We start from the raw sequence: 24,195 nt of genomic DNA, 5'->3' as shown, positions 1-24,195 counted from the left end.
AATAAATAGGAGGGTGAAAATTATGGGAAAGTATGCTGTTGGACTTATGTCCGGTACATCACTAGACGGTATAGATGCGGCACTAGTTGAAATTGAAGGTTTTGCTGAAAATACTGAGGTAAAGCTTATTGAATTCATTAATGAAAAAATACCTGAAGATATTAAAGAAGAGATAAGAAATTCCTTTACCCTTGATAAATCCTCAGTGGAGCTAATATGCAGTTTGAATTTTAAGTTAGGCTATCTTTTCGCAGATGCAGTTAAAAAGGTATGCGAGAAGGCAGAAATTCCACTAGAAAGACTAGATTTCATAGGTTCTCATGGACAAACTTCCTTTCATATACCAAGAGCTTATGGAAGCTTTATAAAATCTACACTTCAAATAGGGGAACCAGCGGTAATAGCCTATGAGACAGGAACAACTGTGGTTTCAAACTTCAGAACTATGGATATGGCAGCAGGAGGAGAAGGAGCTCCACTAGTTCCTTATACAGAGTACCTTTTATATAAATCCGATAAGAATAGAGCACTTCAAAATATAGGCGGCATAGGAAATGTGACAATACTGCCTAAAAACTGCAGCTTAGATGATATGCATGCCTTTGATACAGGCCCTGGTAATATGATTATGGATGAAGTTACTAAAAGACTTAAAGGTGTAAGCTATGATAAGGGTGGAGAAATAGCTGCTGCAGGTAAGGTTAACGAAGAGCTATTAGAGGAGCTTATGAAAATTGAATATATTAAAGCAGCTCCACCAAAAACCACAGGTCGTGAGCTTTTTGGGAGTCAATTTGTGGATAAGCTTCTTCACAAGTGGGGATATCTTAAAGCTGAAGACTTGATAGCTACAGTAACTGCCTTTACAGCAAAATCTATTGCTGATAATTATAGATGGTTTGTTTTTGAAAAATGCCCTATAGATGAAGTGATTTTAGGCGGTGGAGGAAGCTATAATAATACACTTGTAAAGATGATAAAAGAATACCTGCCTGAGTGTAAGGTAATGATTCAAGAGGAAATAGGATATTCTTCTGATGCTAAAGAAGCTATAGCCTTTGCAGTACTTGCTAATGAAACCTTAAATGGCAGCTGCAGCAATGTAATAGGAGCTACTGGTGCAAAGGAAAGAGTAGTACTTGGTAACATAACCCCAGGAAGAAGAAGCTGGATTGGACAAAAGTAAAAGATTGCTTGAAGATAAAAAGTGAAATGGAGGAGAGAAATTAATATGAGACAATTAGGAATTTCAGTTTATCCAGGTCATGCTAGCATGGAAGACAATATAGCATATTTAAGGCTTGCACATAAATACGGTTTTAAGAGAGTATTCACTTGTCTTTTATCTGTTGAAGGAGATAAAGAAAAAATTATTAAAGAGTTTAAACAGGTAATTAGCGAAGCTAACAGCTTGGGAATGCAGGTAATAGCTGATGTAAGTCCAAGAGTTTTTGGAGAACTTGGTATAAGTTATAATGATTTAAGCTTTTTTCATGAACTTGGTGCCTATGGAATAAGACTAGATATAGGATACACCGGCAGCGAAGAGTCACTAATGACTTTTAATCCTTATGATTTATATATTGAAATAAATATGAGCAATGGTACTAAGTATTTAGAAAACATTATGAGCTATAAGCCAAATACTGAAAAACTATTAGGATGTCATAATTTTTATCCTCATAGATATTCTGGTTTAAGCTATGATCACTTTATAAAGTGTTCAAAGGATTTTAAACAATATGGTGTTAGAACAGCGGCATTTGTGTCTTCCAATGATGCTACTTTTGGACCTTGGCCTGTAAAAGAAGGGTTATGTACCTTGGAAATGCACAGAGAGATGCCCGTTACTGCACAAGTGAAACATTTATTTGCAACTGGGCTAGTGGATGATGTTATTATAGCCAATGCCTTTGCTTCTGAGAAGGAATTAAAAGCTTTAAGCAAGATAAATAAAGAGAAGCAGACCTTTGATGTAGAGCTTGTAGATAATATACCTGAAATAGAAAAGAAAATTGTATTAGAGGAACTTCACTTTAATAGAGGGGACGTTTCTGAATATTTAATTAGGTCTACTCAAAGCAGAGTTAAGTATAAGGGGCATGAGTTTGTTCCATTTAATACTCCAGAAATTAAGAGAGGAGATATTTTAATTGATACATCCCTTTATGGTCATTATGCAGGGGAACTGCAAATAGCTCTTAAGGACATGGAGAATTCAGGAAAGACTAATGTAGTTGGTAGAATAGTAGAAGAAGAATTATTTCTTTTAGATTATATTGAAGCATGGCAGAAGTTTGGACTTGTGGAAGGTGCAAAGTAATGTAGCTAAGGGACTTAGCAAAGCTATCTACAGAACAAATACTTTGAATATTGATTGATTCAGCACAATAAATAAGCAGTGAGTTTTTTAAAGCTCACTGCATTTTAATTATAGACTATTAAAATTCTAATATCAGGTTAGAAAAAGTTAATATTAAAATATAAGCTATTAAAAGAATAGCAAGAACAATGCTGCTGCTGCAAATAAGCTGAAAAGGCTGCTGTGGACATAACCTACTACATTATAATTTCTGTCTAGAACCATAGTTCCATTAACATATCCGACGCAGCAATCCCTTTTGTCAAAGACTTGATTTCCACGAATACATCCTTTGTAATGATGATGTTTGTCATATATTTCACAGCCTTTTATATAACCTAACCTTTTATGCCTTTTATTATATATGGTATTACCTTGTATATGTCCAGCAGAATATCCATTAGGAGAATATAGATGTTCCATAGGGACCCTCCCTTACCATATTTGGTGAAATAGAGTAAGCCTTAATTGTATAGGGCTAGTACAATATATGAATAGATTAGAAAATATGTTACTTGTACTGCTTTAATTTCAGGTTATATATTATTAATAGACATATAGTAAAGTTAAGAAAAAGCAGCAGTTTTGTGTTAAAACTGCTGCTCTATTATTAACAAGCAATATTTAAAGTTTCATTACCTGATACTGTGTAGGTGCTGCCATGTACTGAAAGGGTAATAGCATTTTCTGACTCATTGCTTACTATTAAATTTTCACTGGTCACATTTATTTTTAATAGAGCACCTCTAAACATTACCTTGTAGGAGAAGGAGTTCCAGTGGCCTGGAATGAAAGGATTTAGCTGAAGCTGTCCATTTCTAACTCTCATACCTCCAAAGCCATGAACTACAGACATCCAGGTTCCTGCCATGGAAGTTGTATGGCAGCCATCTTCTGTATCATTATTATAGTTATCAAGGTCAAGCCTTGAGGTTCTCAAATACATTTCATAAGCCTTTTCCTGCATTCCAAGCTTTGCTGCTAAAATTGAGTGAACGCAAGGAGATAAGGAGGATTCATGTACTGTTCTTGGTTCATAGAATTCAAAATTTCTTCTTATAGTTTCATCATCATAAAGGTGTTCTAGGAAGTATAGACCTTGTAGAACGTCTGCTTGTTTTATAAAGCAGGAACGTAGTATCCTATCCCAGGACCAGTTTTGGTTTAGTGGAAGATTTTTTGGATCTAAATCTTTAACAAGGATTTGCTCTTTATCAAGATAGTTATCCTGCTGCAAGTATATACCAAGTTCCTTATCCTCTGGGTAGTACATGTTTGCAACTATATCCTTCCATTTAGCTATTTCTTCATCTTTAATTTGAAGCTTTGCATTAAGTTCCTCAAATCTAGCAGGTTCCTTTTCCTTTAGATAATTCATAACTTCAATTGTATAATCTAAGGTCCATGCTGCAATTCTATTTGTATACCAGTTATTATTTACATTATTGTCGTACTCGTTTGGTCCAGTTACTCCATGCATTACGTATTTTCCCTTAGGAACTGCAAAGTGAACTCTTTCTTCCCAGAATCTTGAGATTTCAGAAAGCACTTCAAAACCATATTCACCAAGGTAAGCTTTATCTCCAGTATAGTTTACATAATTATAGATTGCATAAGCTATAGCACCATTTCTATGGATTTCTTCAAAGGTTATTTCCCACTCATTATGGCACTCTTCACCGTTCATTGTAACCATTGGATATAGTGCACCTTTTGAGAAACCAAGCTTTTTAGCGTTTTCCTTTGCTTTTTCAAGATGCTTGTATCTATAGATTAAAAGGTTTCTGGCTACATCTTCATCTGCAGTTGCTAGATAGAAGGGAATACAATATGCTTCAGTATCCCAGTAGGTACTTCCACCATATTTTTCACCAGTAAAACCTTTAGGACCTATGTTAAGTCTTTCATCTTTACCAGTATAGGTTTGATTTAACTGGAATATATTAAATCTTATTCCTTGCTGTGCAGAGGAATCTCCTTCAATTACTATGTCGCTTTCCTTCCACTTGTCTGCCCAAGCATTTGCCTGCTCTTCAAGTAGAGCTTCAAATCCAAGCTCATAAGCTTTTAGAAGTGCAGCTTTACTTACATTTATTAGTTCACTTTTCTCATGATCTCTTGAAGTTACATTGGAAGTATACTTGTAAATAACAGTTTCTTCACCTTTACTACAAAGAAGAACTACAGTGTTTGAAACATACTTTTCTTTTTCTATAGTGTCTGCTGTAACATTTATTTTTCTTCCAACTTGTACAATATCAAATTTCATAGTTGAACATACATGGAAGTCAAGCTTTTTAGTACTTACTACCAGTGAAGCTTCCCCTGAGGATACGTTCTTTGAAACTTCATCCCAAAATTTTTCGTCGTAGTTTGAATCTTCATTTTTAACATCTCCATCAAGATAAGCCGTTATTTCTAGTTTGCCGCTAAAGTTAACTGGAGTAATTGAGTATCTAATAGCTCCGATTTCTTTACGTGCTATACTTACAAATCTTTTTGCATCTACTTTTACTGTTTTTCCGCTTGGAAGCTCTGCAGTAAAAGTACGGTGAAGATAGCCTTCCTTCATATTCAGTATTCTTGTGAAGTCAAGAATTTTGCATTTAGCTAAATCTAAGGTTTCTCCATCAACCTTTATGTCTATTCCAATCCAATTTATTGAGTTAAGTACTTTTGCAAAGTATTCGGGATATCCGTTTTTCCACCAACCAACTCTGGTCTTGTCTGGATAATAAACTCCAGCCATGTAGCTACCTTGAAGAGTGTCACCACTGTAGCTTTCTTCAAAATTCGCTCTTTGTCCCATATGGCCATTTCCAATGCTGCATACACTTTCTGCAACTTTGTTTTCTTCAGGGTTAAAACCTTCTTCTATGATGCGCCATTCATCTATTTTAAAATATTGCTTCATATCAAATCCTCCTTATTGTGGAACAGGGGGTAATCTGTTCACTTCGTTCACAAGTTACCAGTTAAAGTCCATTTGGGACTTTAACCTGCTTTTTTAGTTATAAAGTATTATTTCTATCATTAGTTATTTTGGTTAAAAAACCAATGATTAGAGTCAATAAATCCTCAAAATATGTCGCAAAAGGTTGGGCAACCGTTTGCGCAATAGGCCTAAAATTATGGCTAGCAAATTAACTAACCAAGCATACTTAAACTTATTAAAATTCTAATCTTTCTAGAGTCATTTCTTCAAAAGACATTATTGTAAAATCTGCTTTATCCAGTATCAATGGTGAACCTACGCCAATACAATGCATTTCAGCATTTCTAGCAGCTTCGATTCCAGCTTTTGCATCTTCAAATACTACGCAGCTATTAGGAGCTACTCCTAATTCTTCAGCACCTTTAAGAAAAACTTCGGGATCTGGTTTTGCATTAGTAATTTTAGTTCCATCTATAACTGTATCAAAATACTTAACCATGCCAATATTGTTTAATATAGTCATAGCATTTTTACTAACGGAGCCAAGTGCAGTTTTTATACCATTAGCTCTTATGCACTCCATAAATTCTTTTACACCTTTAAGTATTTCTGATTCATCCATTTGAGAGATATATTCTACATACCAGTTGTTTTTCTTTTCAGCCATTTTAAGTTTTTCTTCTTCAGTAAAAAGATTTTGTTTATGACCAACCTCTAAAAGTATCTCTAGAGATTTCATCCTGCTTACACCTTTTAATCTCTCATTGTGCTCTTCAGTAAATTCGAAGCCTAGTTCACTAGCAAGTCTTTTCCATGCTAAATAATGATATTTAGCTGTATCAACTATGACGCCATCCAAATCGAACAGGCAAGCCTTGACCTTAGTCACACGCATCCCTCCTGTAGTTTATATATTAACCTGAAAATAGTATATCATAAAATATATAAAAGGTTAACAGTAAATTTATAAAAGCTATAATAAAAATTATTCAATTGGATTTTTTCATAGGTATGCATGAAATATATCAATATTTCTTATGAATAAATACAGAATAGTGATATAATTAGATGGTATTACATATGAGAATTTAATTGTATGTAAATTGATTTAACTACTTTAGAAAATATCATAACTAGATATAATGGGGGTTATTTAGATGGATGTATTAAAGTTTGTGGAGTTTAGAGAAAAGCTCAATAGCAATGTTAGTAAGGTTATCATCGGGAAAAATAAAAAAATTGATAAGGTAATTGTAGCTTTTATTTGTTCAGGACATGTGCTTTTAGAGGATGTTCCTGGTCTAGGAAAGACAAAGCTTGCTAAGGCTATGGCAAAATCCATGAATTGCAGCTTTAAAAGAATACAATTTACACCAGACCTTTTGCCTTCTGATTTAACTGGAATATACTACTATAACCAAAAGTCAGGGGATTTTGAATTTAGACAGGGGCCATTACTAAGTCAATTTGTTTTAGCAGATGAAATTAATAGAGCTACACCTAGAACTCAATCTTCATTACTAGAATGCATGGAGGAAAGACAGATAACTGTTGAAGGAAATACCATAAAGCTTAATAGGCCATTTTTTGTAATAGCAACTCAAAACCCAGTAGAACAGTTTGGAACCTTTCCACTTCCAGAAGCACAGCTAGACAGATTTTTCATTAAGCTTAGCCTAGGTTATCCAGAGTTTATTGAAGAAAAGAATATATTGGATAGATTTATGGAGGCTGATCCACTAGATTCACTGGAAGCAGTTATTGATATTAAGGAAATTGAATATGTTCAGGAAAATTACACTAAAGTGCATGTAAATGAAGAAATAAAAAACTATATTATTGAAATAATAAATGCTACAAGAAAACATAGAAGTGTAGAGCTTGGCTGCAGTCCTAGAGCTTCTCTTAGTCTTATGAAAGGGAGCCAAGCACTAGCTGCTATAAGAGGGAGAGACTATGTAATTCCAGAGGATGTAAAGGAGATGGCAGTTCCGGTTTTATCTCATAGGCTTATTTTGAAAAGCGATATAAATACTATTTCTAATAGAGCAGAAGAGGTTATAACAGAAATACTCAACACTCTAAAAACTCCACTAGAAAATTTATAGGGGTACAAAAATGATAGGATATTTTATATTCTTATTTATAATTATCTTCCTCATTCTTTTTGCAGAGTATACAAGAACGAAGGGCTTTGAAAAGCTTTCGGTGAAAAGGGAAGTTTTAAAGTCAGAGGTGATGGAGGGAGAAAAATTTAATATTACTATAGTAGTGGAGAATAACAAATGGCTGCCCATATCTTTTTTACTTCTTAAAGAGGTAATTCCCAGTGACCTAGGGTTCTTAGAGGATGATGATGCTCAATTTACAAAAGAAGATGCTATATACCATGTAAGCAGACTAAACGTTCTTTGGTATGAAAGGCTAAGGCGTTCATATGAGGTAAAGGCAAAGAAAAGAGGAGCTTATTTAATAAAGGACATAAGAGTAACAATTGGAGATTATTTTGGCTTTCTTACTAAGGACGAAATTTATGAAGACTATATTGAGCTTTTAGTGTATCCAAAACTAGTAGATGTTGAAAGGGTAGGATTTGAAACTACAAATCTTTATGGAGATAATGTAATAAAGAGATGGATACATAAGGATCCTCTCTACATTAAAGGAATAAGAGAATATACCGTTGAGGACAGAATGAAGGATATACATTGGAAGTCGAGCCTTAAGATGAACAAGCTTATGGTTAAGGATTACGATTATACCTCCGAACTAGAATTTATGATTATACTCAATGTGCAGTGTGGAGACCCATATTGGTACAGTATAGATGAAAAGGCTGTGGAGACAGGGGTAAAATTAGCTTCTTCCATAGCACTTAAAACAACCAAGGAAGGCATACCTACAGGGATGTGGACCAATGCACATGTGGTGGCATACAACGGTGAAGGAAAAGGGGAGGTTGCGCCTTCGGTAAATTCCTTTAAAAGTATATTGGAGCTCTGTGCAAGAATAGATTACTCACCAAAGGTTACTTTTGAGCAAATGCTGCTGGATAAAGCAAAGCATTTTAATAAAAATTCCACGTATATAATTATTACTTCCTTCTTAAATGATGAAAGTGTAAATGTACTTAAAAAATTGAAACGCTCTGGTTTTACAATAAAGCTTATTGATATCTCCGAAAATTCCTCAGTTCCAGCTATAGATGGTATTGAGAAGGCTTCGTTTAAACTATAAGAGATTAGATGGAGTATATTGAAAGGGGGATGGGTATGAGTTGGTACAGACAGGTTAAGACCTTGTTTACGCTAAGCTTAGTACTGTTTTTATATATATTATGGGCTATAATCGGAAATTTCCTTTTTGACAATGTTATTGATTTTAGAATATTTTTACTTGCAGCGGTGGTAGTGTATTTAATGCAGTATCTGAATGCTAAAAATTCAAGTAGATATATTGTGGTAATCGTACCAGCAGTAACTGCAGCTGTAGCCACCTATTTTATAAAAGGAAATGGCTTTTGGCTTGATTTTATAGCTTTAGTACTGATGACTTTGCTTTTTTATAAAATAGAAGATGAAGATATCAATTATTATGTATATAGAGCAAGAATTAAGCAGATGATTTATATAATGATTGCACTTGGTATAGTAATTCCTATGCTTAATATGGAGCTCAGCAAGTCAATATTAAGGTTCTATATAATATTTTTAATGTCTACTGTGCTTGTGCAAAGGGAAGCAAGAGCTTATTCCTACAAGCTGCACACCAGAAAAAGAGTTGCTTCCAATATAGCAATTATATTGGCTATGATGGCATTATCCTGGGAAAAGGTATTTAGAGCTTTAATAGCTTTTATAAAAATATTATATGTACCTATAAATTATGTATTAGAAAAAATAATTTTTGTACTAGCCTTTTTAATTGTGAGACCTCTTGAAGGATTTGTTGAATATTTACGTAAGCTTATTGAAGAAATGTTTAAGAAAAGGGCTGGTAACGTGGATGGAGCGCTAGTCCAAACGGGCAAGGACCCCATTTTAATTAATAATGAGGGTGGGAATTTTCCAGCGTGGTTAAATCCGGCTATAAAAGTTATTATCCTACTCGTTATTATATATATTATTTTTAAGCTTTTCCAAAAACAGAGGCTTAATGCAGATAGAGCTGAAACAGAGCTTCAGTCAAGGGAAAAAATTGAAAGATTAAAAACAAGGGAAAGAAAAATATCCAGTATAATTAAAGACCTGTTCAGATCAGCAGACAATAGAACTAAAGTTTTAAATATCTTTAGAAAGTTTGAGAAGGTTACTTTTGAAAAGGAAATCTTTAAAGAACATATGACAGCTACACAGCTTACTAATGTTACAAAGGCTTTTACAGATTTAAAAGCAGTAGAAGGTGGTGTTAAAGCAGGAAGCCACCCTCTTGATGAGATGAAAAATATCTATAACGAAGCAAAGTTTTCTGATCATGATATTGAAGCTGATAAGGCAACAGAAATTAAAGAAAAATATGAAAAGGTGAAAAGAAATATTAAAAAGGATTAAATGCTGGGGCGTGCCACGGGGACGTTTCGCTTGGCAGTGTGCCACTTGGACGTTTCGGTTGGCACATGATGTGGATGACATGGGATGAGTGCAACGGGGATGTGATCTTTGGCAGATGGTGTGCTAAAGGTCACGTTCCCGTTCTCCATTTCAACGTATGAATAAAAACTTCATTTCTTAGTCATACTATAAAGAGCAATTTATCATAATTAAGGTAATGGAGTTGATGCGTTTATGAATAAAGAATACTTAAGGACAATTTATAGAAAGTTCTCGGAATTTGTGGCAGTAGCTTCAGCTAGGGAATTAGAGTATTTTGTGCTAGACTCAAAATTCACCAGCAGCTTTAACTATAGGATAAAGAACATGGTAGAAGAATTAAAGGAAGAGGGAAAAGAAAATATTGATGCCAGCATAATGTTCAATACCAAAGGCGAAGTAGCACTGATTGACGCTAATATTTTAGGCAGCTATATAGGTTATAATTACAACGTGCATATTGAAAACTACTATAAAAATGCATCCTTAAACAAAATAGTAAAAGAAGTAGTAAATGGAAGCGAAAAAACACAGTGTGACTTTATTAAGGTATCCTATTCGGTGATTTATAATACAATAGATGAAATCTATAGCGAGGTAACCTGCAAAAAAGACGTTTTGGATAAGTACAAAGAAGATTATATGATTACTGAGTATCATGGCGATAATAATGTGGCAGTCATTGTTTCAATATTAATTTTGGAAGATATTTGCAGATACCTAGGAGTTGCGGATAGACTGATGCTTAATTGTATTAATTCAATTGTCTTAAAAAAGAAATGTAGTCAAAATAGTTAAATATTCGACAAATACCCATAAATAAAAGGTAATTACTGTAAAAGACAAGCCTAAACTGTAGTGCTAAATGGTATCTTGATGTTATTAATGTCAATTTAAAAAGATAAGTTGTAGGTTGACTACTTCAAGATACGACATAATATTCTGATAATAAGTGATAGTATGTATATAAAGTTAGTTTTGTGGAGGTGACGTACTGTTCTACAAGATTTGTTAAATCTTTATTTTTAACAGTTGTGGACAAGTACATTGGATTTAATGAATTTTATAGGATGGGGTGTTTATGGTGATTGTTGAAAGTTTAATCAAAAATGAAAATCTTGGAGAAACAAAGTACAACTACTTTTACAGACTGGTAAGAAGTGAAATATCGCTTGCTTGTGAGGATGAACCTATAGTACTTCAATCTTATGGCATTGAGATTGAGAGGCAGGATATAGTTAACGGGCAAATGGTGAACATTGAAAGAGATTGTGTTGTGAGTATAAGTCCTCATAGACATAAGGTACATAATCTTTTAAAACTTTTGTATGATAATGGAGTTTCACCTGTACATTTTATAGATGTTTTAGGTGAGTATATTGATGAATATATAGTGGATTTTGATGAGGCATTAAAAGAAATAGCTACAAACTAAAGGGGATTTTTAATCCTCTTTTTTACATTTACTTAACAATTAAAAAAATTAGTAAGCTTAAGACTTTAGTGATAGAATATAGATGTATAGCCAATTAAGGGGATGATTTTATGATTTTAGGCGTTGGTGTAGACATAGTCGAAATCAAAAGAATAAAAGAAGCTTTAGAAAATAGCTCTTTATTTTTAGATAAATTGTTCAACAAGGAAGAAATAGAGTATTTAAAGAGCAGAAATCTAAGGCCGGAGTATGTAGCTGGGAGATTTGCAGCAAAAGAAGCAGTTGCAAAGGCACTTGGCACTGGCTTTAGGGGATTCAACTTTAAAGATATTGTAATTGATAGAAATGCATTGGGAAAGCCTTTAGTAGTATTAAAAGGAAAGGCAAGAACCCTTACTAATAAATATGTAGAATATAAATTTCACTTAAGTATATCCCATGAGCAAGAAAATGCTATAGCTTATGTAATTTTCGAAGGAGAAGAAAAAGATGAGAGTTGCAACAAGACAGATAATGAAGAATATTGATAATTATTCCATTGAAACACTAAAAATACCTGGAGTTGTTTTGATGGAAAATGCAGCTATTAAGGTAATAAAGAATATTGAGCTAGAAAAGTATAATAGTTTTGTAGTTGTTTGTGGTAAAGGCAACAATGGTGGAGATGGCTTTGCTGTAGCAAGACATCTTATTGTTATGGGAAAAAATGTTGAAGTATTCCTGGTTGGAACGGAGGATGGACTATCAGCAGATTGTAAAATAAATCATGACATATTAAAAAATATGGGCGTTATAATTAATAGATTAAGTAATGTAGAAGATGCTAATGAGTTTAGAGAGTCGTTAAATAGAAGTGAGGTCACTATAGATGCCATATTTGGAACTGGCCTTAGTAAAAATGTAGAGGGAGAGTATGACATGGTTATCTCTCTTATAAATGAAAATAGTTCTTACATAATTTCAATTGATGTGCCTTCAGGTTTTGACAGTGATAAAGGAATTACTTTAGGTAATTGTATAAGGGCTGATAAAACAATTTCTTTTCAGCTCTATAAAAGGGGCTTTTTAAACTATGGTACAGATAAAATTGCTGGAGATGTAATAGTAGAAGATATTGGAATACCTGAGTTTGTAGTTAATAAGTTTCATGAAAATGAATTTATAATGGATAGAGAAATGGTAAAGGATCATCTTATTACTAGAGATAAATATGCACATAAAGGTGATTATGGAAGAGTGCTTGTAGCTGCTGGATCAAGGGGCTTTACAGGTGCAGCCTATATTGCAGTACAAGGGGCCGTACGTAGTGGAGCTGGACTTGTAACATTATGCTGCAATAAGGATATAATTGAGGTTTTAAGCTCAAAGCTTGTGGAAGCAATGACTATGGACTTTGAAGATAAAGAAAAGGTTAATAAGCTCATAGAAAGGTGTAATGCCATTGCTGTAGGACCTGGTATGGGGACTAATGATAGTACCTATGAGATTGTAATGAATATAATCCAAAAGGCAAAGTGTCCTTTGGTTATAGATGCAGATGGTATAAATGTGCTTAAAGACAATCTAGATGTGCTTAAAAAGAAAAACAATGATATTGTACTTACTCCACATGTAGGTGAAATGTCAAGGATTACTGGATTTCCTATTGAGTATATACAAGAAAACCGTATTCAAGTAGCTAAGCAATTTGCAAAGGATTATGGAGTAATTGTATTGCTTAAGGGTTATAATACAATAATTACAGATGGTGAAATTACTATAATTAACCCCACAGGAAATAGTTCTATGGCCTCTGGAGGTATGGGTGATTGTCTTACTGGAATGGTTGCTTCCTTTATTGGTCAGGGTTATATGCCAATGGAAGCAGCATGCATTGGAACATATATTCATGGCTACGCAGGAGAAAAGTTATCGGAGAAAATGTTCTGTGTAAATGCCAGCCACATAATCAATAGTATACCTTTTGTAATAAAAGAATTGCAAAAATGAGATGCTGACATAGGACAAGTGCCAGTATTTAGTTAAAAATAGGGTGAAGTGGTTCTAGACATACTACCAATATATATGATAGTTTATTATTCATAGTGAAGTAAAAATGAATATATGAATAGTGTAAAGAATAGTATTAATAGAGGAATTTGTTTTTTGGGGGAGGAAAATGAAGAAAAAGCTTTTATTAATACTTATAGTTATTATATTGGCAGTGAGTAACATACTTGTAGGATGTGGACAAAAGCCTAAGGATCCTAATGGAGTAACGGATTTTCTAAAGGATATGGATAGTTACAGCACTGAGTTTGAAATGCAAATAAAGAATGAAAAACAGACAGTTACTTACACTGGAAAGCAATTTTATAAAAACGGCAAAGGGTATAGGCTAAACCTTGGGGATGATAGAGTGTTTACCTATAAAGAAGATAAAATTTATGTAAATGATGTTAAGAATGGACTTAAATATACTACTGATAAGGATTTTGATTTTCTCTACAGATTGAGTTTTATTGAAGAATATATAGGATTACTCCTTACAAATGAGGAGATAAAATATACCTTTAAAACTGTAGATAAGATAGAGTATTTGCTTATAGAATCTATCATACCTGGTGGAAGTAAAGATATAAGAAGGGCTGTACTTTATGTGGAGAGAAAGAGCTGTAAGCCAACAGAACTTATAATATATGGTGATGATGGCAAGGAGAATATAAAAGTAATATATAAAAATTTTGAACCATTTGCAGAGTTAGATGATAATTTATTTAAAATTAATTGATTTTGATTTTTGGTAAGCAAAGGATGGGGGGATAATGTGTTTAGGCATCTAAGACCCGTTTGGGCAGAAGTAGATTTAGATAGACTCGCACACAATATGAGAGAGATAAGGAAGGCAGCAATATCAAAGGATATTATAGCTGTTATAAAAGCAGATGGGTATGGCCATGGTGCTTTGGATATAGCTCCTGTACTACTTGAAAATGGAGCTACTAGAATTGCTGTAGCTGTACTTAATGAAGCTGTAGAACTTAGAAGAGGAGGGCTTGAATGCCCTGTAATGATTCTTGGATTTACGCCTCCAAGTCTTATTGATTTAATTTTAAGATATGATATAGAACAAACTGTGTATTCTTATGAGCTAGCACATGAGTTATCTGTTTTAGCACAAAAGAAAAATAAAATAGCAAAAATTCATATAGCTATAGATACTGGAATGGGGAGAATTGGTTTTCTACCTAATGAAGAAAGCGTAGAAGAGGTATATAAAATTAGTAAATTGCCCAATATAGTAATTGAAGGTTTATTTTCACATTTTTCAGCAGCAGATGAGAGAAATAAAGAATATACTTCTATGCAGTTTGAAAAGTATAATTGGTTTTATGACAGATTAAAAGAAAAAGATATTAATATTAATATAAGACATATTGCTAATAGTGCTGCTATAATTGATTTGCCTGAGACCCACTTTGAGGCAGTAAGGCCAGGAATAATACTATATGGTTATTATCCATCAAATGAAGTTTATAAAGAAAAAATTGATTTAAAACCAGTAATGTCTTTAAAAACCAATATTGTTCACATAAAGAAGGTTCCTCCTGGGGAATATATAAGTTATGGAAGAAAATTTCAAACAAGTAAGGAAAGCATTATTGCAACCCTTCCTGTAGGTTATGCGGATGGATATACAAGACTTCTTTTTAACAAGGCAAAAGTAATAGTAAATGATAAGCTTGTACCTGTAATAGGTAGGATATGTATGGATCAATGTATGATTGATGTCACAGAAGTTGAGGGAGTTAAAGTTGGAGATGAAGTAATTTTAATGGGAGAACAAAATGGAATTAAATTTACAGCAGATGATATAGCTGAGCTTTTGGGAACCATTAATTACGAAGTAACTTGTATGATAAGCAAACGGGTTCCAAGAGTGTATGTAAGACAGGGGAAGGTTGTAAAAATAAGAAATTATGTATAGTATTTCTTGTGGAAAAATGTTGTAATATGCATAATTATTTTGACATATTGACATGCTGTGAATTATAATTAAAATATACATATTTGCGTCTATCTCTAGACGTAAAATATTTTTATTGCCATTGAGGGAAGAATATGGCGTATATAGACATATTATTTATATTTTATTATAAATCCTTTTAGTTAGAGGCTTAAGAGAAGGTATATTTTGAAGTAATTACCTGTGCATTTAGCACATAAGGATTACCAGGAGGAATGTTCCCATGTCAAGTTCAAAAAAATTAGTAGTTAACCTGTCCGAATCACTTAATAATGAATTTAATAAGGCACTTGAGCAAGATTGTAAAAAAAGAAGTGAATTTATTCGGGAAGCTATAATACTATATATTGAGGAGAAAAAAAGATTAAGCCTCATTGAACAGATGAGGAAGGGATATATGGAGATGGCTCAATTAAATGTTGAGATTTCAGAAATGGGCTTTGCAAAAGATATAGATGAGCTAAAAAAGTATGAAGCGAAGCTTTCGGAGAGTGATTTTCCAAATGACAACAGTAGTGAAAAGAGGAGATATATTTTATGCTGACCTAAGTCCTGTAGTTGGGTCAGAACAAGGTGGAATAAGACCGGTTATCATTATTCAAAATGATGTTGGTAATAAGTACAGCCCAACAGTTATTGTTGCTGCAATAACTTCTCAGATAAACAAAGCAAAACTTCCTACTCACGTGGAGATATCCTCTGAAGAGTATGGACTAAATAAAGACTCTGTAGTTTTGCTTGAACAAATAAGAACTCTCGATAAGAAAAGGCTTAAAGAAAGAATAGGGCACATGACCGATGAAGACATGATTAAAGTGGATGAAGCACTTTTGATAAGCTTAGATTTACAATAGGGGCTAATTTAGCCCCTTATTTTTATACTTAAAAATATAGTTGAATTTGTAGATTGAAAGATACTACTATTAAATTGGTGTAAATTAATGTATTTTTATAGTATGTTTTTACATTTAAATTTATGATATAATTATAATCAGAATTTTTGTGATATGTGGAGGTAAAAGTCCTAAATGGACTTTTACGGGTAATTTATCTAATTATAATTAGCTAAATTACCCTGGATATTTGCCGATGGGAATTGGCACAATTAATTATCCCATGTTCCGGATGCTAAGGAGGAAATTATCTTGAAGGAATATATTGAGGACATACTGTACTGTTTGAAGCTATCTATTTATTTTTTTATTATTCCATTTGCTATAGGTGCTATTATAGGACTTATTTTACATGGAAGGGATATGATGCAAATAATAATTTGGGGATGCAGAGTGGTGCAATACTTAGGCTGCACAGGACTTGCACTTGCAGGTATATCATTTGTGAAAACTGACCTTATGAGACCGCTTAATTATCAAAGAGAATGGGAAACATATTTTAAAAAGCTTAATTTACCCTTTGTTATATTAATAATATCATCAGTAATCATTGCCATAGCTTTTATAATACAAGATATAATAAGATAGTTAAGGGGGATTAGATATGAAAATTGATAAAAAAATATTACTTATATTTATTATATATATTATTGTAACTGTTGTTTTTTCGGGTTATAAGATAGCTAGAGGTGGAGAGACATATTTTAATTACAAAAGTGTAGTGAACAAGGCAAAAGAACAATTAAATAAGGATAAGGAGCAGAATGCAGTTGAAACCTCATCTAATGAAAAAGATAAGAGCAATGTATCAACTACTGAAGCTTCACAGCCAACAACTAATACTACAACATCGCCAACAACTGATAATACTACAGCTACACAAAAAGATGAGGATTATTCTAATGTAAAGTTTACTAGAGTGCTTGCAGAAAATTCAAAGGGTGATGATGTTAAAAAGCTACAGTACTTATTAAAGAAGAACAAATGTTATAATGGAGATATTACTGGGATTTTTGATGCTGCTACAAAGCAGGCTTTAATTAAATTTCAAAAGGATAATAAACTTCCAGCAGATGGAGGCCTAGGAAGTGTTACATCTGCTAAACTAGAACAGTGATAAATATATTTTGGTATTTAGTATAAGTTTATTTTCCAAGGCACAGCATATATATTGAGGTTCATGTAAATGAGGTGATTTAATGAAGAAATTTAAGGAATATATGCTTATAACAATAGGCGTTATATTAGTTTCCTTTTCACTGGAACTATTTTTAGCTCCTAACAATATTGCAGCAGGTGGAGTAAGTGGTATTGCAATTATAATTAATCATTTTGTCCCAAGTCTTCAAATAGGATTGTTAATGCTTATAATGAATATAATTTTGTTTGTTATAGCTTTTATAGTTATTGGAAATAAATTTGGTGGAAAGACCATTTATGCAAGTTTGGCTTTATCAGGAATTATATGGCTAATGGACAAAATAGGAGTTTCAAAGTACGTTATTACAAAGGACCTTCTATTAGCAACTATCTTTGGTACTCTAATATCTGGTATAGGTATGGCCATAGTATTCAATCAAAATGCATCTACAGGAGGTACAGACATTCTTGCAAAAATACTAAATAAATTTGTACATTTAGATATGGGAAAGGCATTATTATCTGTAGATTTTATTGTAGTATTATTTACTTTAGCATCCTTTGGTGCTGAAGTAGGTATGTATGCACTATTAGCGGTTATAATAAATGGGTTTATAATTGATAATGTAATTGAGGGCTTAAACTCCTGTAAGCAAATAGTTGTAGTTAGTTCAAAAATTGACCTGATTGGTAAGTATATTATGGATGAACTTGATAGAGGGTGTACTATACTTCAGGGAAGAGGAGGATATACAGATAAGGACTCTTCTATCCTTTATACTGTATTAAGCAGAAAGCAATTTATAAAGCTTAAAACTCATATAAAAGAAGTTGATAATAGGGCGTTTATAACAGTTAGTGAAGCTCATGAAGTACTAGGAGAGGGTTTTAAAGATATAATAGAAGAATAATTCAGAAGAGTATCAAAAATGATACTCTTTTTTGTGCTTTAAAAGGTTAATTGGAAAAAATTTAATACAAATTAATTTTTGATTTAAAGTCATATTATGTTATAATGTTTATGTGAATTATGAATTTTGTAGTGAAAATATAGGTTTATAAGGAGAAATAACAATGATTGAGTTTAAAAATGTTAGTAAGATATATGACAATAACGTTACTGCACTATCTAACGTAAGCGTAAAAATTAATAGAGGAGAATTTATTTTCCTTGTTGGACCTAGTGGAGCTGGTAAATCTACATTTATAAAAATGATTCTTAAGGAAGTTGAACCAACCAGCGGAAAGATTATTGTTACTAATACTGATATCACAAGTATAAAAAGAGGACAAGTTCCTTTTTACAGAAGAAAGATAGGAGTAGTATTTCAAGACTTTAGATTAATACCTACTCTTAGTGTATATGAAAATGTTGCTTTTGCTATGAGAGTTATTGAGGCATCGCAAAAGGATATTAGGAAAAAGGTTCCTATGGTACTAGCCATGGTTGGTCTTTCAAATAAGTATAAGGCTTTTCCTAATGAACTTTCCGGGGGGGAACAGCAGAGGGTGTCTTTAGCCAGAGCTATAGTAAATAACCCATCACTGCTTATTTGCGATGAGCCAACAGGAAATTTAGACCCTGAAACAGCAATGGGAATAATGGAACTTTTAAACGATATTAACCATGCAGGAACTACTATACTAATGGCTACTCATGCAAAGGAAATTGTGGATAATATGAAGAAGAGAGTTATTGCTATAGAAAAAGGCGTTATTGCTAGAGATGAGCTAAGAGGAGGCTACGGATATGAAGATTAACACATATAAGCATTTTCTTTTAGATGCTTTAAGAAACCTTAGAAGAAATAGAACTTTAAGTACAGCATCAGCTGCTACTGTAGCGGCCTCCTTATTTATTTTAGGTGTATTTTTGCTTACTATTCTTAATGTAAATGTTGCAATAAAAGATGTAGAATCAAAAGTTGAAGTTAAGGTGTTTTTAAAAGAAGACATTAAAATGAATGAGCAGAGCGATATCGAAAAGGCTATAAAAGATACTGCAGGAGTAGTTGATGTAACCTTTGAAAGTAAAAATGATGCGCTTAAAAAGCTTCAAGAACAATTAGGTGAAGAAAACAAGGATCTTGTACAAGGTCTAGAAAAGGATAACCCTATGCCAACTTCTTTTATTGTAAAAGTAGAAAAACCGGAAATGGTTACTACTGTTGTTGATAAGGTAAAGGGTATGCCAGGCATAGATAGTATAAAAGACGGAAGACAATTAGTGGATAAGATTATGAGTGTTGTAAATACCATTAAGTGGGTTGGTATAGCTATTTTCTTGCTGCTTATAGGAGTTTCACTATTCCTTATAGGAAATACTATCAAGCTTACTGTGTATTCAAGAAGAAGAGAAATTGGAATTATGAAGTACATTGGGGCTACCGATTGGTTTATAAGATGGCCTTTTATAATGGAAGGTGTATTACTAGGTGTACTGGGAGCATTGCTATCTTTAATCTTGTTGTATTTTGCTTATAGATTTGCCTATGTAAAACTGATGTCACAAGTAGTAACAATGCAATTTATTAGACCAAGCTATGTGCTAAGTATAATCTCATGGGAATTTTTGTTATCTGGTATATTGATTGGTGGAGTAGGAAGTATAATGGCAATCAGAAAATTCTTAACCGTATAACCATAAAGTTTGTGTAGTTTGAATGGGGGACGGGCCAATGAGAAGGGTTCTAAGTTTAATTTTATGTTTTATTCTGGCTGGAGGCATCACTGTTAAAGCTGATGATTTGAAGGATGCACAAAATCAACTAAATAAAGTGCAAGATTCATTAAAAATTAAAAAAGAAGAGCTTAACAATATAAATAAGAATAAGCAGAAGGTTGAACAGGATATTAAAAGCTTGGATACCAGCATGACTTCTGCAGCTAGTAAGGTAGACAGTCTTAACGATAGTATAGTACAACTTAACAGCGAAGTTGTCACTTCTCAAAAGGAGTTAGAAAAGGCACAAAAGGAATATAATGAACAAGCTCAAGTTTTTAGAGAAAGAGCAAGAGCTATATATATATCAGGTACTACAAGTTATTTGGATGTGTTTTTTAGTTCAAAAGATTTTTCGGATATGCTCACAAGATTTGAGTATGTTAAGAGGATAATGGATTACGATAGAAATCTTCTTAAGAATATGGAATATGCAAAGCAGAATCTTGAAGGCTGGAAGGCAGAGGTAGCAAGGAAAAAGACAACTACTCTTTCCTTAAAGCAGCAGGCAGATGCAGAAGTAAAAAATTTGCAGGAATTAACTGATAAGAAAAAAGATATTATGAAGGATCTTGATAATGATAAAACTGCTTATGAAAAGGCTATTGCTGAAGAAGAGGCTCAATCGAAAAATATAGCTGCTTTGATAAAGCAAAAAGAAGCTGATAAGAAAAAGCAGGATGAGGAAGCTAAAAAACAGCAGAATGGGGGAAAAACTCCTACAGATAAACCTAAGCCTGGGACTCCTACTTTTAATGGAAAGTATTATAAAATTTTAGATGGCTCATATAGAATTACATCTCCTTATGGATATAGAATACATCCAATATTAAATAGGAGAATACTTCATACAGGAATAGATATTGCTGTAGGAACTGGAACTGCCGTACATGCATTAGCTGATGGTAAAATTATTTACGCTGGTTGGATGAGCGGCTATGGCAATGTTGTTATGATTGATCATGGAAATATTATTAGTCTATATGCACACAACTCTTCAATAAGTGTTGGTGAGGGACAGCAAGTAAAAGGTGGACAAGTTGTTTGTCATTCAGGAAGTACGGGAAATTCAACTGGTCCTCACTTGCATTTTGAAATAAGACAAGCTAATGGCGAAACAGTTGATCCTATGGGATATAGCCCAATAAATGTAATAAAAAATTAAAATAGATTGTTCAAAATAAATTTGCAATTGTTTTTGCAAATTTATTTTTTTTAATGTTATAATTATGTAGTATTTATATAAATATATATAAGTAGGGTGTTTATATATGGAATAAGAAATTCAGGAGGGTGAAAATGACAAGCAAGAAGAAGTGGATAATTGGAACAGTTGCAGCACTAATAATTACAAATGGGCTAACTTTTTATGCTAGCAGTAAGCTTTCTTTCGTACTTCCAAACGGAAAAGCTATAGGTGGGGAGCAATATAGTGATATTTCTAAATTTGAAAAGATGTTTATGGTTAGAAATCAGCTATACAAATATTATGATGGAAAAATAGATGACAATGCACTTGTTGAAGGAGCAATAAAGGGAATGACCAGTGCTCTCCAAGATCCGTATACAGTGTTTATGAATAAAAAAGAGTTTGACTCTTTTAACACTCAAACTGAAGGTACATATACAGGACTAGGATTACAGGTTGGAGTAAAGGACAATAAGATAGTTGTAATAGCTCCTTTTGAAGATTCACCTGCTAAAAAAGCTGGAATTCTTGCTGGAGACGTAATCGACAAGGTAAATGGAGTAGATGTTACAGGACAGGATTTAGAAAAGGCAGTGGGCATGATGAAGGGAGAAAAGGGTACTTCAGTTAGCTTGACCTTGACTAGAGATGGAAAAGGCGATTTTGATGTAAAGGTTAATAGAGAACAGATCGAAATGGTAACTGTAACAGGTGAAATGCTCCAAAATAATATAGGATATATAAGAATATCCATGTTTGATGAAAATACAGCTAAAAACTTTAATAAAAAGCTTAAAGAACTTCAAGGTAAAGGTATGAAGGGATTAGTGCTTGATTTAAGGGGAAACCCAGGTGGACTTCTTAATGAATGTGTAGATGTAGTATCTAATTTCATTCCTAAGGGAAAAACAATAGTATCAACAATTGATAAATATAAGAATGAGAAAAAGTATGATTCTAAAGGTGGAGCGGCTATAAATCTTCCTTTAGTGGTACTTACAGATGAAGGTACTGCTAGTGCTTCAGAAATAGTATCAGGTGCAGTAAGGGATTATAAGTTAGGTACACTAATAGGAAAGAAAACTTTTGGTAAGGGTGTAGTTCAAACTATCCTAGACACTGGAAATGGAACAGCTCTTAAAGTTACAATATCAAAGTATTATACACCAAATGGAGAGAACATTCACGGTACAGGAATAAAGCCGGATATAGAAGTAGAATTACCTAAGAGCGTTGCTGAAAAGTACGATAGAAGCTTAGATCCTCAATTTAATAAAGCAATAGAAGTAATAAAAGATAAAATGAAATAGACTAAGATACAATTTGTAGTGTATATTAGGCATATATGAATTATGGAAGTTCGTAATTTGTATATGCCATAATATTACTGTTGAGAGGAGAACTTTTTTTTAATGGACATTTTGATATACACCCTAAGATCTGTGGCGTATGCAATAACTGACCCAGAGCTTGTTTTAATATTAATTATTTTAGCGTTTATACTACATAGTCAAAATAGGAAAACAGTAACTATGCAAAAGATGATAATTGGAGAGGGTATGAATTCGCCTTTGGAACTTACTGTTTCTCAAATTGTTATTGGTATTTTTGCAGGAGCCATTGGAAGCATTATACTATCATATCTTGGAGTGGCTTTTAGTGAAAATTCCGCCATATATTTAATTTTTTTAATTTCAATTTTCTTTATGTTATGGAATCCAAAGTTCATTTGTTTTGCCTATTCAGGTGCTCTGCTGGGAGCTATAAGTTTAATTTTAGATATAATAGCAAAAAGCTATGCTGGTACAAGTATAAATATTGCTGGAAATACTATAGATATGGCTAATATAAATGTACTTAATATAGATATAACCTCTCTAATGACTATGGTTGCAGTGCTCCATTTGGTAGAAGGAATACTAGTTATGGTTGATGGCAGCAGAGGAGCTTTACCTGTGTTTACGAATAGAGATAACAAAATTATAGGTGGATTTGCCCTTAAAAGATACTGGGCTCTTCCAATAGCATTGTTTTTTATAGTTCATAAAACTGGAAGCGTTGGACTTACTGAGCAAGTGGCAACTCCAAATTGGTGGCCGCTTCTTAAAGGAACTTCTCCAATTTCGCTTGTTAAAGATGCAGCTCTTGGATTATTTGCCTTTTATGGGGTAATTGGATACAACAGCATTACTTTTACTAGAAGTAAAAAAGAAAAAACTTTTGTTTCAGGGACAGCACTTATAATTTATAGTATTGCATTATTTCTATTAGCTCAAGTGTCTGTATATGGAATTTTCTATAAAGCGTTAGTTCTAATATTTGCTCCTGTAGCTCACGAATTAATGCTGTACTATACTAGATACCTTGAGGTATCAGGTAAACCAAAATATGTTAGTTCTGATGAAGGTATTATGGTATTAGAAGTAGCACCTAGCTCACCTGCAGAAGAGATGGGAATAAGGAGTGGAGATCTACTAATAGATGTTAATGGCAGGAAAATAGAGAACGAGCAGGATATTCTCAATGCATCCAAGGAAGGTAGTAATTTTATATCCTTTAAACTTAAAAATGCTAAAAAAGAAATAAAAGATGTTGAGTACAATAAACTTAATTCTAACAAAAGGCTTGGAATAGTATTTGTGCCTAAAAATATTCCAAGTGAGAGTACTATCGTAAAACTTGAAGAATCAAAGTTTAGAGACATTCTAAATAAAATGAAAGATAATAGTGATAACAATAAAGATGATAATAATAAGGACGATAATAATAGCAGTCAGGAGTAAAAGCAGAGGTTTTCTGCTTTTATTTTTTTGCTACGGGGACGGTTTGTTTGGAACCCTATTTAAAAATCCCCTTAAATCTACTATAGAAATTTTAATACAATTCTATTAGAATTATTGACAGTAATAATAGGAAAGTATAAA

General features: G+C 33.1%; 24 protein-coding genes. 21 read left to right on the top strand and 3 right to left on the bottom strand.

What is annotated here, in order from left to right; genetic code table 11:
* The first annotated feature begins 22 nt into the window (after nt 1-22).
* Both anmK and bsdE14_RS05560 read left to right on the top strand, forming a co-directional pair.
* Complete coding sequence (gene anmK / locus bsdE14_RS05565) at nt 23-1,186, top strand: anhydro-N-acetylmuramic acid kinase AnmK (RefSeq protein WP_350339557.1); 1,164 nt, start codon at nt 23-25, stop codon at nt 1,184-1,186.
* A gap of 45 nt (nt 1,187-1,231) precedes the next feature.
* Complete coding sequence (locus bsdE14_RS05560; protein ID WP_264848972.1) at nt 1,232-2,323, top strand: DUF871 domain-containing protein; 1,092 nt, start codon at nt 1,232-1,234, stop codon at nt 2,321-2,323.
* A gap of 168 nt (nt 2,324-2,491) precedes the next feature.
* On the opposite strand, the gene bsdE14_RS05555 is transcribed toward bsdE14_RS05560, so the two are convergent.
* From bsdE14_RS05555 to pgmB, 3 genes are all read right to left on the bottom strand, one after another.
* Nucleotides 2,492-2,785, bottom strand: coding sequence for a 5-fold beta-flower protein (locus bsdE14_RS05555; protein ID WP_264848971.1), 294 nt, complete (start codon nt 2,783-2,785; stop codon nt 2,492-2,494).
* A 187-nt stretch (nt 2,786-2,972) separates the two neighbouring features.
* Nucleotides 2,973-5,276, bottom strand: coding sequence for a glycoside hydrolase family 65 protein (locus bsdE14_RS05550; protein ID WP_264848970.1), 2,304 nt, complete (start codon nt 5,274-5,276; stop codon nt 2,973-2,975).
* A gap of 256 nt (nt 5,277-5,532) precedes the next feature.
* Nucleotides 5,533-6,186, bottom strand: coding sequence for a beta-phosphoglucomutase (gene pgmB / locus bsdE14_RS05545; protein ID WP_264848969.1), 654 nt, complete (start codon nt 6,184-6,186; stop codon nt 5,533-5,535).
* 268 nt (nt 6,187-6,454) lie between these two features.
* Here pgmB and bsdE14_RS05540 point away from each other — a divergent pair, with 268 nt between their 5' ends.
* The 19 genes from bsdE14_RS05540 to bsdE14_RS05450 all read left to right on the top strand — a co-directional run bounded on the left by bsdE14_RS05540 (nt 6,455) and on the right by bsdE14_RS05450 (nt 24,054).
* Complete coding sequence (locus tag bsdE14_RS05540) at nt 6,455-7,405, top strand: AAA family ATPase (protein ID WP_264848968.1); 951 nt, start codon at nt 6,455-6,457, stop codon at nt 7,403-7,405.
* A gap of 10 nt (nt 7,406-7,415) precedes the next feature.
* Nucleotides 7,416-8,534, top strand: coding sequence for a DUF58 domain-containing protein (locus tag bsdE14_RS05535; RefSeq protein ID WP_264848967.1), 1,119 nt, complete (start codon nt 7,416-7,418; stop codon nt 8,532-8,534).
* A 35-nt stretch (nt 8,535-8,569) separates the two neighbouring features.
* Nucleotides 8,570-9,847 carry a hypothetical protein gene (locus tag bsdE14_RS05530; RefSeq protein WP_264848966.1) on the top strand — a complete coding sequence of 426 codons (1,278 nt, stop codon included), beginning with the start codon at nt 8,570-8,572 and terminating at the stop codon, nt 9,845-9,847.
* Nucleotides 9,848-10,081: 234 nt separating this feature from the next.
* Complete coding sequence (locus bsdE14_RS05525; protein ID WP_264848965.1) at nt 10,082-10,684, top strand: hypothetical protein; 603 nt, start codon at nt 10,082-10,084, stop codon at nt 10,682-10,684.
* 283 nt (nt 10,685-10,967) lie between these two features.
* The gene (locus bsdE14_RS05520) at nt 10,968-11,321 is read left to right on the top strand and encodes a DUF6514 family protein (RefSeq protein WP_264848964.1); all 354 of its coding nucleotides are present in this window, start codon (nt 10,968-10,970) and stop codon (nt 11,319-11,321) included.
* A gap of 110 nt (nt 11,322-11,431) precedes the next feature.
* Entirely contained in the window at nt 11,432-11,848 is a 417-nt protein-coding gene (acpS, locus tag bsdE14_RS05515; protein ID WP_264848963.1) for a holo-ACP synthase, read from the top strand.
* Nucleotides 11,811-13,310: an NAD(P)H-hydrate dehydratase gene (locus bsdE14_RS05510; protein WP_264848962.1), complete on the top strand. Its 1,500-nt coding sequence runs from the start codon at nt 11,811-11,813 to the stop codon at nt 13,308-13,310. Before acpS ends, bsdE14_RS05510 begins: the two co-directional genes overlap by 38 nt.
* A 169-nt stretch (nt 13,311-13,479) precedes the next feature.
* Nucleotides 13,480-14,091, top strand: a complete 612-nt coding sequence (locus bsdE14_RS05505) for a germination lipoprotein GerS-related protein (RefSeq protein WP_264848961.1) — start codon at nt 13,480-13,482, stop codon at nt 14,089-14,091.
* 36 nt (nt 14,092-14,127) lie between these two features.
* Nucleotides 14,128-15,288 (top strand): alanine racemase, encoded by a 1,161-nt coding sequence (gene alr, locus bsdE14_RS05500; protein ID WP_264848960.1) that lies wholly within the window; start codon nt 14,128-14,130, stop codon nt 15,286-15,288.
* A gap of 262 nt (nt 15,289-15,550) precedes the next feature.
* Nucleotides 15,551-15,871 carry a CopG family ribbon-helix-helix protein gene (locus bsdE14_RS05495; protein WP_264848959.1) on the top strand — a complete coding sequence of 107 codons (321 nt, stop codon included), beginning with the start codon at nt 15,551-15,553 and terminating at the stop codon, nt 15,869-15,871.
* Nucleotides 15,831-16,181: a type II toxin-antitoxin system PemK/MazF family toxin gene (locus tag bsdE14_RS05490; RefSeq protein ID WP_264848958.1), complete on the top strand. Its 351-nt coding sequence runs from the start codon at nt 15,831-15,833 to the stop codon at nt 16,179-16,181. The genes bsdE14_RS05495 and bsdE14_RS05490 overlap by 41 nt, the downstream gene beginning before the upstream one ends.
* A 291-nt stretch (nt 16,182-16,472) precedes the next feature.
* A complete protein-coding gene (locus bsdE14_RS05485; protein ID WP_264848957.1) occupies nt 16,473-16,808 on the top strand; it encodes a hypothetical protein in 336 nt (111 codons plus the stop codon).
* A gap of 16 nt (nt 16,809-16,824) precedes the next feature.
* Nucleotides 16,825-17,337, top strand: coding sequence for a peptidoglycan-binding domain-containing protein (locus bsdE14_RS05480; RefSeq protein WP_264848956.1), 513 nt, complete (start codon nt 16,825-16,827; stop codon nt 17,335-17,337).
* A gap of 82 nt (nt 17,338-17,419) precedes the next feature.
* A complete protein-coding gene (locus bsdE14_RS05475; RefSeq protein ID WP_264848955.1) occupies nt 17,420-18,271 on the top strand; it encodes a YitT family protein in 852 nt (283 codons plus the stop codon).
* Between the two features lie 163 nt (nt 18,272-18,434).
* On the top strand, nt 18,435-19,121 hold the full coding sequence (gene ftsE, locus bsdE14_RS05470) for a cell division ATP-binding protein FtsE (RefSeq protein WP_264848954.1): 687 nt from the start codon (nt 18,435-18,437) through the stop codon (nt 19,119-19,121).
* A complete protein-coding gene (ftsX, locus tag bsdE14_RS05465; protein WP_264848953.1) occupies nt 19,111-20,001 on the top strand; it encodes a permease-like cell division protein FtsX in 891 nt (296 codons plus the stop codon). Before ftsE ends, ftsX begins: the two co-directional genes overlap by 11 nt.
* Before the next feature lie 37 nt (nt 20,002-20,038).
* Nucleotides 20,039-21,247 (top strand): murein hydrolase activator EnvC family protein, encoded by a 1,209-nt coding sequence (locus bsdE14_RS05460; protein WP_264848952.1) that lies wholly within the window; start codon nt 20,039-20,041, stop codon nt 21,245-21,247.
* A gap of 134 nt (nt 21,248-21,381) precedes the next feature.
* Complete coding sequence (locus tag bsdE14_RS05455; protein ID WP_264848951.1) at nt 21,382-22,581, top strand: S41 family peptidase; 1,200 nt, start codon at nt 21,382-21,384, stop codon at nt 22,579-22,581.
* 102 nt (nt 22,582-22,683) lie between these two features.
* Nucleotides 22,684-24,054 (top strand): PDZ domain-containing protein, encoded by a 1,371-nt coding sequence (locus tag bsdE14_RS05450; RefSeq protein ID WP_264848950.1) that lies wholly within the window; start codon nt 22,684-22,686, stop codon nt 24,052-24,054.
* The last annotated feature ends 141 nt before the right edge of the window (nt 24,055-24,195 follow it).

The sequence above is a fragment of the Clostridium omnivorum genome, from assembly GCF_026012015.1.
Taxonomy (GTDB): Bacteria; Bacillota; Clostridia; order Clostridiales; family Clostridiaceae; genus Clostridium_AX; species Clostridium_AX omnivorum.
The sequence above is the reverse complement of the archived record's forward strand: the minus strand, read 5'-3'. Positions and strand labels throughout refer to the sequence as shown.